The sequence below is a fragment of the Candidatus Sphingomonas phytovorans genome (assembly GCA_029202385.1).
Lineage (GTDB): Bacteria > Pseudomonadota > Alphaproteobacteria > Sphingomonadales > Sphingomonadaceae > Sphingomonas > Sphingomonas phytovorans.
This window is the reverse complement of the sequence record CP119314.1, coordinates 1,596,892-1,607,966: the sequence shown is the minus strand read 5'-3', so window position 1 is coordinate 1,607,966 and position 11,075 is coordinate 1,596,892. Positions and strand designations below refer to the sequence as shown.

Annotated in this window: 10 protein-coding genes; 2 read left to right on the top strand and 8 right to left on the bottom strand. The window is 66.3% G+C overall.

Going from position 1 to position 11,075, the window contains the following annotated elements; genetic code table 11:
* Positions 1–4: 4 nt before the first annotated feature.
* Positions 5–1,660 (bottom strand): glycosyltransferase family 39 protein, encoded by a 1,656-nt coding sequence (locus P0Y59_07325; GenBank protein WEK01481.1) that lies wholly within the window; start codon positions 1,658–1,660, stop codon positions 5–7.
* A gap of 29 nt (positions 1,661–1,689) precedes the next feature.
* Here P0Y59_07325 and rfbF point away from each other — a divergent pair, with 29 nt between their 5' ends.
* Positions 1,690–2,463, top strand: coding sequence for a glucose-1-phosphate cytidylyltransferase (gene rfbF / locus P0Y59_07320; GenBank protein WEK01480.1), 774 nt, complete (start codon positions 1,690–1,692; stop codon positions 2,461–2,463).
* The gene (gene rfbG, locus P0Y59_07315; GenBank protein WEK01479.1) at positions 2,460–3,542 is read left to right on the top strand and encodes a CDP-glucose 4,6-dehydratase; all 1,083 of its coding nucleotides are present in this window, start codon (positions 2,460–2,462) and stop codon (positions 3,540–3,542) included. The genes rfbF and rfbG overlap by 4 nt, the downstream gene beginning before the upstream one ends.
* On the opposite strand, the gene P0Y59_07310 is transcribed toward rfbG, so the two are convergent.
* Genes P0Y59_07310 through P0Y59_07280 form a run of 7 tightly spaced genes read right to left on the bottom strand, consistent with a single transcriptional unit; the run spans position 3,500 to position 11,074 of the window.
* The gene (locus tag P0Y59_07310) at positions 3,500–4,453 is read right to left on the bottom strand and encodes a class I SAM-dependent methyltransferase (protein WEK01478.1); all 954 of its coding nucleotides are present in this window, start codon (positions 4,451–4,453) and stop codon (positions 3,500–3,502) included. The two genes, rfbG and P0Y59_07310, sit on opposite strands and share 43 nt — an antisense overlap.
* Positions 4,453–4,869 (bottom strand): GtrA family protein, encoded by a 417-nt coding sequence (locus tag P0Y59_07305; protein WEK01477.1) that lies wholly within the window; start codon positions 4,867–4,869, stop codon positions 4,453–4,455. Before P0Y59_07305 ends, P0Y59_07310 begins: the two co-directional genes overlap by 1 nt.
* Positions 4,866–6,686, bottom strand: a complete 1,821-nt coding sequence (locus tag P0Y59_07300) for a thiamine pyrophosphate-binding protein (GenBank protein ID WEK01476.1) — start codon at positions 6,684–6,686, stop codon at positions 4,866–4,868. Before P0Y59_07300 ends, P0Y59_07305 begins: the two co-directional genes overlap by 4 nt.
* Entirely contained in the window at positions 6,683–7,696 is a 1,014-nt protein-coding gene (locus P0Y59_07295; GenBank protein WEK01475.1) for an NAD-dependent epimerase/dehydratase family protein, read from the bottom strand. The genes P0Y59_07300 and P0Y59_07295 overlap by 4 nt, the downstream gene beginning before the upstream one ends.
* Positions 7,693–8,991 (bottom strand): hypothetical protein, encoded by a 1,299-nt coding sequence (locus P0Y59_07290; GenBank protein ID WEK01474.1) that lies wholly within the window; start codon positions 8,989–8,991, stop codon positions 7,693–7,695. Before P0Y59_07290 ends, P0Y59_07295 begins: the two co-directional genes overlap by 4 nt.
* On the bottom strand, positions 8,988–9,971 hold the full coding sequence (locus tag P0Y59_07285; GenBank protein ID WEK01473.1) for a glycosyltransferase family 2 protein: 984 nt from the start codon (positions 9,969–9,971) through the stop codon (positions 8,988–8,990). Before P0Y59_07285 ends, P0Y59_07290 begins: the two co-directional genes overlap by 4 nt.
* Positions 9,968–11,074 carry a capsule biosynthesis protein gene (locus P0Y59_07280; GenBank protein WEK01472.1) on the bottom strand — a complete coding sequence of 369 codons (1,107 nt, stop codon included), beginning with the start codon at positions 11,072–11,074 and terminating at the stop codon, positions 9,968–9,970. Before P0Y59_07280 ends, P0Y59_07285 begins: the two co-directional genes overlap by 4 nt.
* Position 11,075: the final 1 nt, after the last annotated feature.

Genomic DNA, 11,075 nt, shown 5'->3' with positions numbered 1-11,075 from the left:
GAGGCTATCGTGCCGGCGACAGGCTGATGATCCGGACCACGGGCCCGGTCCGGATACCGGGTTTGGGACGGATCACGGCGACCTGCCTGCCACCGCGCAGCAATTGGGCATATCGGGCGAGTTCGTCCGGGAAATGTGCCGGGTCGGCACGATAGCCGTCATAATGGCTCAGGATGACGAAGTCGGCGCGGCAGGTGGGAAGCAGCGGGGCATCCACATGGGCAAGATCGACGACGGCCCGTCCCGATCGCAGGGTCTCTACCTCCGAATAGCGGATTCGCTTGGCGAGGATATCCTCGACATCGACGCAGCCGGCGGAGCCGAGGGGAAACAGGAAGCGCCAGGCGCCCATCTGAAGCAGATCGAACGCGGCATGTTCCACTACGATCCGGCTGCCGGGTGGAGCGTTTTCCCTGATCCAGGCGCTGGCCGCCTGGCGCGTGTCGTGCGCGCGCTCCGTTGCTCTGACCTTCGCGGCCTGGAGCATCGGGAGCGCCAGCAACAGCGCTGCCATGGCTTCGAGCAGGGGGAGGCGGCGATTCACCCGGGCGCGCAACCAGTCGGCCAGCCAGCACAGCGCCGCCGCTGCCGCGATCGCCGCGAAAGGCAACAGCGGCACGATCCAGCGTTCCCAGAGCAGGGCCTGAGCGCCGATGACCAACAGGAATGCGAGGGCGCCGGGCAGAACTGCGACGGTTGCAACCCGCAGGCGACTCAATGCGCCGATCGCGCCGAGCAGGACCAGGGCGAGGCCTGCCCCGCCAAACGATGCCAATAGCGGATGGCCCGCATACCAGGCGAGATTGGCCAGGAAACCGCCGCCCGTCGCACCGGGATGTGCCGTCCGCGCTTCACCGGCGAGATTTTGCACTACCGTGGGATAATCGAGCAGCAGATAGGGCGAGACGAGCAGCAGGGTGGCAAGCGCCATGACGGGCAGCAGCGCGACGCGGCGCAGTTCATGGCGATCATGCCAGCCCCGATAGAGGCCGGCGCATAGCGGATTGAGGACGATGATCGCCGCCGGCCATTTGGTCGCGCAGGCAAGGCCTGCCCAGACGCCGGCCATCAGATAATCGCGCGGCCGTCCCTCGCGCGCGATCGCCACCGCCGACCGGGTGCTCAGCAGCATGAAGACCGTCGCCTGCACGTCGGTCCGGATGATCTGCGAATATTCGATATGGACCGAGTTCACCGCGAGGAACGCCGCGGCGATCAGCCCGAGCCTCGGGCCGCCAAGCTTTTTGCCGAGCGACCAGGTGAGCCAGACGCAGGCGACGCCGCAGGCGACGATGAACAGCCGCGCTGGCAGGAACAGGATGCCGGGATCGGCGTAGACGGCTGCCATGAGCGCCTGGCTGTCGGCGAAGCGGCCTGTGGCAATGCCGAGGCCACCCACGCCCAGACTGACCAGGGCGAGGCAATAGAGGGTCGTGGTGCCGGGGTGACCGAACCAGCCCGGATTGAGGCTGTGGTTTCGCAGCATGTCGAGCGACTTCATCACGAACAGCGGCTCGTCCGGATCGTTCAACGCGGGCAGGCCGAAGCCGACGCCATGAATCCGCAATCCCGCCGCGATCGCCAGGATGAGCATCAATATTCCAGCTTCCGTCCATTGGACGAGCAGCCGGTTACGGGCCGGAGCGATCGGTTTCGTCATGGTATCGAAAGACATGACGTGGAGCGACGATGCGAACCGTAATCCTGGCCGGCGGATTGGGCACCCGGCTCGGCGAAGAAACCAGCGTTCGGCCAAAACCGATGGTCGAGATCGGCGGAATGCCGATCCTCTGGCACATCATGAAGATCTATTCTTCGGCCGGATTCAATGACTTCGTCATTTGCCTCGGGTACAAGGGCTATCTGATCAAGGAATATTTCGCGAATTATTTCCTGCACACATCGGACGTCACGATCGACCTGCGCGGCGGCAATGGCATGGAGGTGCATTATGCCCGCAGCGAGCCGTGGCGCATCACCCTGGTCGAGACCGGCCCTGCGACGATGACCGGCGGGCGGCTGGCGGCGATCCGTCATTATCTCGATCCAGACGAGCCCTTCTGCTTCACCTATGGCGACGGCGTCGCCGATATCGATGTCGCGGAGCTGGTGCGCTTCCACAAGGCGCATGGGCTCCGCGCGACGATCACCTCGGTCTCGCCGCCGGGCCGCTTCGGCGCGCTCGAGTTCGATGGTAACCGCGTCACCGATTTCCGCGAAAAGCCCGCTGGCGACGGAGGGCGCATCAATGGCGGGTTCTTCGTTGCCGATCCGTCGGTGCTCGATCTGGTCGACGGGCCCGAGAGCGTCTGGGAGGCAGGCCCGCTCGAGCAGCTGGCACGGTGCGGAGAACTGATGAGCTATCAGCATGACGGGTTCTGGCAGCCGATGGATACGCTGCGCGACAAGATGCAGCTCGACGAACTGTGGAACACCGGCAGCGCGCCATGGAAGCGCTGGTGAGCGGCACCTGGTCCCGCCGCCGGGTGCTCGTGACGGGGCATACCGGCTTCAAGGGGAGCTGGCTCAGCCTGTGGCTGGACGCGATGGGGGCTGACGTCACTGGTTTTGCCCTCCCGCCGCCGACCGAGCCGAGTTTGTTCGAGACGGCTCGGGTCGCCGGGCTGGTCAGGCATGTGGAAGGCGACGTACGCGACCTGGCGGCCGTCCGGGCGGTGGTGGAGGCGAGCCGGCCCGAGGTGATCTTCCATCTCGCCGCGCAGCCGCTCGTCCGCCTGTCCTATGTCGAGCCGGTCGAGACCTACGCAACCAATGTGATGGGCACGGTTCATCTGCTCGAGGCGGCACGGCGCGCGCCCGGCGTGAAGGCGATCGTCTGTGTCACCAGCGACAAATGCTACGAGAATCGCGAATGGATCTGGCCCTATCGCGAAAGCGACCCGATGGGTGGGCACGACCCCTATAGCAGCAGCAAGGGCGCGGCCGAACTGGTCGTATCGGCCTGGCGCCGTTCCTTCTTCGCCGAAGGCGGCCCGTTGCTCGCGTCGGTCCGTGCCGGCAACGTCATCGGCGGCGGCGACTGGGCGGCGGACCGGTTGCTGCCCGACCTGGTCCGCGCGTTCGAGGCCGGTGCGGCGCCGCTGATCCGCGCGCCCGATGCGGTACGGCCGTGGCAGCATGTGCTTGAAGCGCTCGGCGGCTACATGATGATCGCGGAGCGGTTGCTGGCCGGCGAAAGACAGTTCGCCGATTCCTGGAACTTCGGGCCCGCCGACGAGGATGCCCGCCCGGTGTCGTGGATCGTGGAGAGGATGCGGGCTGGCTGGGGCGGCGGTGCGGCCGACGCGATGCCCGATAGCGGCCCACGCCCGCACGAGGCCGGATTGCTTCGGCTCGATTGCTCCAAGGCGCGGGCGGCGCTGGGCTGGCGCCCTGCTCTTGGGCTCGATCAGGCGCTCGACTGGATCGTTGCGTGGCACAAGGCCGTGGCGTCCGGCGCTGACGCGCTGACTGTCACGCGCGCGCAGATCGCCGATTATCAAACCGTTACCAGCCGGCTGGACGAGCGTTCGGCCGCCTGAGCCGTCGCGCTCGCGAGCGTCAGCATGTTGCCCAGGCGCAGTGCGATCGAAAAGGCCGGTAGCGGCACCCGGTCGAGCTTCAAGCCGACGGTCCAGGCCGCCTGTCGGGCAAGGAAGTCGATTGGGAAATGGTTGTAGCTGCGGTCTACCGCCACTTCGCCATAGCCGGCGCGGATCAGGAGATTGTTGATCGTCGTCGGATTGTAGAGCTCCGGATGCTGGAGGCAGAAGGGCGGCCAGCGCACGCCCATCACGTGGCGGAGCAGCGAACGCTCGTCATGGGTCACGATCATCAGCGTGCCGTCAGCGCGCAATTTGCTGCGAATCTGCGCAAGGGCAGCAAGCGGATCGAGCAGATGGTCGAGCACGTGCACCATCACCGCCAGGCTGACTGAACCGTCCGGCACGGCGGACAGATCGTCCATGTCGGAAAGCACCGTCGCGGGGCGCCCGCCCGTTGCCCTGCGCAGCTGATCATGGATGGCGCGATTGGGTTCGAACAGCCAGAAATGCCCGAAATCGCCGCGCTGCGCCGCTTCCCCGACGATATAGCCGATGTCGGGCCCGATCTCGAGATAGTCGCCATCGAGCATGGCGCGCGCCGCTGCCGCCTCGAAATAGCCGCGCTGCGTGGCGGCGATCGCGTCGCTGGTCACGAGATCCATATTCGGTGCCATGCTCGAATAGAGATTGGCGAGCTGCGGGCCGTCGAAGAAGATCGGATTGTAGAGCAGCCCGCAGGCGAGGCAGCGATGATAGGAGAAGAACAGCTTTTCCTTGAAAAGCCCGGACCAGAACGGGCGAAGCGATTCAAGGGTCTTCGCTTCGGCACGCTGCGCGCTGCGGACTTCCTCCCGAGCGTCATCGGTGCCGCATAGCGGGCATGGGCGCCGCAGGAATTCATGGTCCATCATGTCTCCTTTCCAGCCGGCCGGAAGGTAACGTGGCTGTGCCAGAAGTAGCTGCCGACGATCAGGATCGCGGTGAAACCCAGCTGGGCCAGTATCGGCGGCAGGCCGGCGACCTCGACCAGCAATGGCAACGCGGCCCAGTTGGCGGCATAGTTGAACAGGTAGAAGCTGGAAAAAGCGCCGAACTCGCGGGCCAGATTGCCGCGGGTCCTGAACACGCCGAGCTTGTAGGTCGCAAAGGCGAAACACAGGCTCACCGCCTGGGCGATGGCCAGCGCCAGCATATAGTGATGCTGGAGCGCGGCGAAACTCCACAGCAGCAGCGGGTAGATACCCAGGCCGAAGACGGTGTTCGCCGCCCCCGCCACCAGGAAACGCAATGGGCGTCGTCCGTTGCCGGCTACCCCGGCCTTCACGATTCTTCCCATAGCGGAATCCGCATATTCTCGCGCAGCACCTCGCGCGGGAGGAAGGGGGACAGGTCCTCGAGCGCGGGCGAGGTGATCCGTCCGTCGGGATGCGCCTTGGCGCCGAGCTTGGGCGCGAAGGAGACATTTTCGTCGACGATCAGCTCGCACAGCACCGGCCCCGGCGCGGCAAGGGCTTCGGCAATGGTGCCGGGCAGCTCGTCGTGAGTTTCCGCCCGGAAATAGGCGAAGCCGAAGGCGGCGGCGACCTTGCCGAAATCGGGGAAGGTCACGTTGCTCTTTGGGCCACCGCCGACTTCGACGCCGTTGAAGAAGTTGCGGTGAGTCTGGAAGATCGAGACATAACCGCTGTTGTTGATCAGGAAGACCTTCACCGGCATGCCGTAGCCGGCGATCGTCTGCATCTCCTGCAGGTTCATCATGATGCTGCCGTCGCCGGCGATCGCGATCACCCGCTGCTTGCCGCCGGTCGCTGCACACACGCCGATCGCGGCGGGCAGGTCGTAGCCCATCGTCGCGCAGCCGGAATTGGTCCAGAGCCGCTGGCCGCGCTTGATCTCGGCTGCCTGGAAGCTGACGACACAGGCGCTGCCATTGCCGGTGACGACGACATCATCCTCGCCGAGCTGCCGGAACAGGGCATCCATCGCGACATAGGGGTGAAGTTGCGGTCCGTGGTCGTGATATTCGGGCAGCACCACGGGGAAGCGGCTGACCCGCTGGCTCGCCCAGTTCATCCATTCGCGATGCCCGGCTGTCGGCCCTTCATAGGGCTGGTCGAGCAGCGCCGGTATCAGCGTGCCGAGGTCAGCCACCACCGGCATGTCCGGCACCACGTTCGGCTTGCGTAACTCGACCGGATCGATATCGACCCAGATCTTGAACGCCTCGCGCGCGAAGCTCTGCCAGTTATAGCTTACCTGGCGGATGTTGAGGCGGCTGCCCAGCACCAGCAGCAGGTCGGCGCTCTGGGTTACCATATTGCCGGCGCGGTCGCCCACCGTGCCGGGGCGACCGGCATAGAGCGGATGATCGTTCCACAGCACGTCGTGCGCGTTCCAGCCGGTGACGACGGGAACGCCGAGCCGGTCGATCAGGCGCAGGAAACCGGCATAGGCGCCGGAAAGCCGCACGCCACCGCCAGCGAACACCACCGGCCGCGCTGCCTTGCGGAGGCGATCGAGAATTGCCGCGGCGGTGGACGGCAGATCGGTATGAGTCCAGGGTTCGTCGAGCTCGGCCGGATCGAAGCCCGCCAGCGTATCCGGATCGATCTTCATCGCTTGCACGTCGAGCGGGATATCGAGCCATACCGGCCCGGGACGCCCGCTGGTCGCCAGGTAGATCGCCTTTTCGAGATGGTAGCGGATCGATCGCGGATCAGTCACCATCGTCGCATATTTGGTGATCGGGCGGACCAGTTCCTCGATGTCGAGTTCCTGGTCGCCATATTGGCGCAGCGGCAGGCCGGTGGCGCGCACCGTTGTCTCGCGCTTCACCTGGCCGGAGAGCACCAGCATGCCGATCGAATCGACCCACGCGCCATAGACGCCGGTGATCGCATTGGTCCCGCCCGGCCCGGACGTCACGTTCACCACCGCCAGCTTGTTGGTGAGCCGGTAATAGGCCTCCGCCGCCATCGACAGCGCCTGCTCGTGATGAGTGAAGGTCGTCGCGAGGCGTGGATGCGTGCCGAGCGAGTGGTTGAGGTGCATCGCACCGCCGCCGGTGAGCATGAAGACATGCTCGATACCGTGCCTGACGAGCTGCTTCGCCACCCAGTCGGAGAGTTTTATCAGGGTCATCGTGTCCATCCGTTCGAAAGCGCGGTGCGCCGGATCGCCTCGTCGAGGGCGATCGTGGGAGAGAGGCCGTGCGCCCAGCGGATCGCTTCGGTCGACGGTACGTAGCGGCCCGGGTTCCAGCCGGGATCGGGCCGGCCGAGAATCTCGACGCCGGGCCCGCCAAGCAGGGCGGCGGTCCGGTGCGCCAGGTCGGCGATCGACACCGCTTCCTCGGATCCGACATTGAAGACCGCGCCCGCGTCCCCGCTGATCAGCAACGTCCAGAGCCAGACGGTCAGGTCGGCGGCATAGAGATAGGAGCGTACCGCCGTTCCCGCGCCGTCGACCCGGATCGTGCGCCCGGCAATGGCGTCGCGGATGAAGTTGCCCGCGGCGAAATGGATATCGAGCGAGAGAAGCGGCCCGAGCAGCGCGAAGATGCGCGCATTGACCACGTCGAGCCCGAACTGCTTGCCATAGATGGCGCAGAGCATCTCGGCCGCGCGCTTGCCCTCGCCATAGGCCGAGCGCGGATCGCGTTGATCGGGGCCGCCCGCCCACTCCTCGGGGACATGCGCGACATGCCAGGGCTGCGCGCCATAGACGGCACCTGAACTGAGGAAGAAGAAGCGCCTGGCGCCGCATTCGACGGCGAGATCGAGCGCCCGGCGCGTGCCGGTGACGATCGTGTCGAACATGAGACGCGGATCGTTGGCATTGAGCGCGGCGCTGGCATCGGTCGCGGCGTGGATCACATGAGTGAACCGGCGTTCCGGCGGCAGGCAGCTGAGGACGTCGCCCGCCACGAACCGAAAGCGCCGGGCGAGATGCGGTACCCTGCTGGCGAAGGCGCCCGGATCGCGGCTCAGGATCGTGACGTCGATGTCGACCTCGGCGCGGGCCAGCGCTTCGAGCATCCAGCGGCCGATGAAGCCCGTGCCGCCGGTCATGAAGATGCGCGCGCCGTCCAGCCGCGGCCAGAGCGGCGCGAGCGCGGTTTGCACCGCATCGAGATCCTCGTCGAGGATCATGCGGGTACCAGCCCGAGCGACGGGCGATGCTCCCGGTGCGCGCGAACCACGCGAGCCACGCTGTCGAGCGCCAGCGCCCAGAGGATCAGCGCGACCAGACCCGGTCGTATGAAATGCCCGATGGCGAGGCCGAAGCTGGGGCTCACCGGCCGCCCGCCGAGCCAGCTTTCGAGCGAAAGATCGAGCACCGTCGAGAGCGGCCAGTCGGTCACGAGGCACAGCAGATAGGCGCAGACGATCGCCACGACCGGCCCGATGCCGCGCCACGGTTCGAGCAGGACGAGGAACAGCAGGAAAGCCTGGGTGTAGCCGCCCGGCGACTGGGTGACGAGGAACATGCCGAGCAGGATCGTCGAGATGCGATAGGACGGCTGCGCGCGCGGCTGAAGCCAGGCGGCGGCCAGCGCCAGCACCGCGATGCCTTGGCTTGCATGGATCACCACCGGCACCAGCCATTCGATCATCTCGACCGTGCGCGACGGTACGAACTCGAGCACCGGGATCTGCGAGTTGCGGACCTGGAGCAGCGGAGCATAGCTGGTCGAATAATGGATCTCGTTCCATACCTGCCCGCCCTGGAAGACCACCCAGTTGGCGGTGTTCGCCGCGATTTCCATCGGCGAGCCGCTGCCGATGATCGCGAGCGTCACCAGATAGAGCGCGATGGTGGCGATCCCCGCCAGTTCGAGCGGGCGCCAGTCGCGTTTGACCGCATGCGCCAGTACCGGCAGCAGCAGATAGGGCTTGAAATTGATCGTCGCGGCAGCGGCGAAGGATCGCCACGCCACGGAGCGGACGAGCGGACCATGGGCGAGGATGAAGCAGGGCAGGGCGGCCAGGATGAGGTTGCCGCGCTCAAGCGTGAACAGCAGCGGCAGGCCCAGTCCGAAGGCAATCGCTCGCATAGGCGCGGTGCGCGGGTCGGTGCGATGGAAGCTCCACCAGACGAGCGCGACGTTCAGCCCATAAAGCGCCAGGATCGTGGTGCGCGCCACCCAGTCGCAGTCCCGGGCATGGAAAGGCGACTGCAGATAGCAGCCCGGCAGGCTGAACAGGTCGAGGAAGACGAAGGACAAGGGCGGGTACACCGTGCGCCACACCGAGAAGGCACCGGGATGGTTCGCCCAATAGGCGGTGTTGAACCAGTCCATGAAGGTGTCGTTGGTATCGAACACGAAGGGCTGGGGCAGATAGCCGAGGTCGTGGAAACGCCATGCCGTCCACGCGACGCTCGCCACCACGGCAAGCATCAGCGCGATCTCGGGCAGCAGGGACGGCAGTGCTCGCCGGTTCATGGCCTGCGGACCAGCGTCCGTTCGGCGGGCCGGGCGCGGTCCCGGGGGAAGTTGAGCCGTTCACGCTCGATCACCAGCGGCACGTTGCGGCTGCGTTCGGCAAGCATGCGTACCTGCTCGCCGATCAGGCCGAGGAAGAGCAGGAGCACCGCGAACATCGCCGTGGCCAGCGTCACCCCGAACAGGGGCCAGGCGCTGCCGCCGCCGATCGCGGTCACGATCGTCCCGGCGGAAAGCGGAATGACTGCGGCGGCTGCGAGGAAGGCGAGGGGAATGGGCAGCCGCAGCAGCGACTTGGCCGATCCGGCCAGTCCGGAGAGGGCGAAGGAGAAGAGGGTCGCGAAACCGTTCTTGGTCTCGCCGGCCGCACGCTCCGGCCGGTCGAACGGCACGACGGCGATGCGGAAGCCGCTTTCGACCACCATGCCGCGGAAAAAGGGTTCGGGCTCGTTCCATGCGGCGAGCGTGTCGACCACTGCGCGATCGAACAGGCCGAAACCGGTCGCGCCGGGGATAACCGGATAGTCGCCATAGCGGCGCAGGAAACCATAGCCCAGTCCGCGGGCGAGGCTCAGCAATGGTGATGCGCGTTCGGACCGGCGCTGTCCCAGCACCACCTGGGCACCAGCGCGCCATTGCTCGACGAGCGCGCCGATCATCGCGGGTGGATCCTGGAAATCGGCGCCCATGCCGATCACCGCGGCACCCTCGGCCTGGTAGATGCCGTAGGTCGGCGAGCGCATCTGGCCATAGTTGCGGTTGTTGAAGATCGCACGGATGCGCGGGTCCCCGGCGCACAGCTCGCGCATCAGGGCACGGGTGCGGTCGGTCGAATCATTGTCGATCAGGATGATCTCGTGCGAGCGCGCATGGCGCTCGCCTTCCGCCGTTACCGCCGTGCAGATCGCCCTGACATTTTCTTCCTCATTGTAGCAGGGGATGACGAACGACAGCTCGATTGCCCCGTCGCGGGGTGTCATCGTTCGTCATCCTCGCGCCGCCGCAGGCCGAGGTCGATGCCGGTCGCCGGTGCATAGATCTCCGTGAACAATGCAGTCAGGATTACCAGCGCAAGCAGCGCGACAGCGGAGATATTGTACTTCCGGTCGGCATCGAGGCGCGGCGCCTCGATGATCTGCACGTCCGACGCCGTTTCCGACGCGAGCGTTTCGACCGCCACTTCCTCGGACGAGCGGGCATAGACCTCGTAGAGCGCCTGGGCGAAGCGATAGTCGCGATAGAGGTTGAGATATTCGCCGGAGACTTGCGAAAGGCCGGTGACGTTGGGCCCCGTGACGCCAAGCCGGGCCTGTGCGGTGCGCGCGATCTGGGCGCGGATCGAGGCGACTTCCGACTGGACCGACTGGAGCTGTGGATTGTCCGGCCCCTGGAAGCGTTGCAGCGTCTCAAGCTCGACGAGCTTGGCCTGAAGCTGCGCCTCTAGCCCGGTCCGCAGCGACAGTGCCGACCCCAGCTGTGCCTCGGGCTCGGCGAGGTTGTTGCGCCGGCGGAAACCGTCGAGGGCGGTTTCCGCCGTCGCCACCCGGGCCGCGGCTTCCTTGAAGCGATCCTGCACCACCTGGCGCTTGCGGCGAACCCGGTCGCGCCCCAGCGCGATGATCCGGTCGCTGATCGCGCGGACATAGGCCTCGGTCAGCGCCTGTGCCCGGACCGCATCGTGCATGCGGACTTCCACCTCGACGATGCCGCCGGTCAGGGAATGCACGTCAACCTTCTGCGCCAGGGCGACACGCGCCTGGTCGATGCTGGCATAGCCCTGCGGTCCGACCAGCCGCAGCCGGCGGATCACGTCGTCGGTCACCTCTGTGCCGCGCGAGATGGCGAGATACATGTCGACCGGTTGCTTGGCGCCGCCGAGCAATGCTGCGAAACCCTGGAGCTGCCCGCCGAGCGCGTTCATCATCGAGCCGAGCCCGACGCTGTTGCTGTCTTGCGGGACCATCTTCGCCCGGGCCACATAAGGGCGTGGGATCAGGCAGAATATGGCCAGCAGCAAGGCAAGCACGGCATAGGTCATGCGGCGCGAGCGCTGATTGCGGACGATGCCGACGGCGCGAGCCATG

What these genes read in the sequence shown, in the direction of transcription:
- P0Y59_07325 (WEK01481.1), bottom strand. Translation starts at nt 1,660, where the DNA reads ATGACGAAACCGATCGCTCCGGCCCGTAACCGGCTGCTCGTCCAATGG.
- rfbF (WEK01480.1), top strand. Translation starts at nt 1,690, where the DNA reads ATGCGAACCGTAATCCTGGCCGGCGGATTGGGCACCCGGCTCGGCGAA.
- P0Y59_07310 (WEK01478.1), bottom strand. Translation starts at nt 4,453, where the DNA reads ATGGACCATGAATTCCTGCGGCGCCCATGCCCGCTATGCGGCACCGAT.
- P0Y59_07300 (WEK01476.1), bottom strand. Translation starts at nt 6,686, where the DNA reads ATGACCCTGATAAAACTCTCCGACTGGGTGGCGAAGCAGCTCGTCAGG.
- P0Y59_07295 (WEK01475.1), bottom strand. Translation starts at nt 7,696, where the DNA reads ATGATCCTCGACGAGGATCTCGATGCGGTGCAAACCGCGCTCGCGCCG.
- P0Y59_07290 (WEK01474.1), bottom strand. Translation starts at nt 8,991, where the DNA reads ATGAACCGGCGAGCACTGCCGTCCCTGCTGCCCGAGATCGCGCTGATG.
- P0Y59_07285 (WEK01473.1), bottom strand. Translation starts at nt 9,971, where the DNA reads ATGACACCCCGCGACGGGGCAATCGAGCTGTCGTTCGTCATCCCCTGC.
- P0Y59_07280 (WEK01472.1), bottom strand. Translation starts at nt 11,074, where the DNA reads ATGGCTCGCGCCGTCGGCATCGTCCGCAATCAGCGCTCGCGCCGCATG.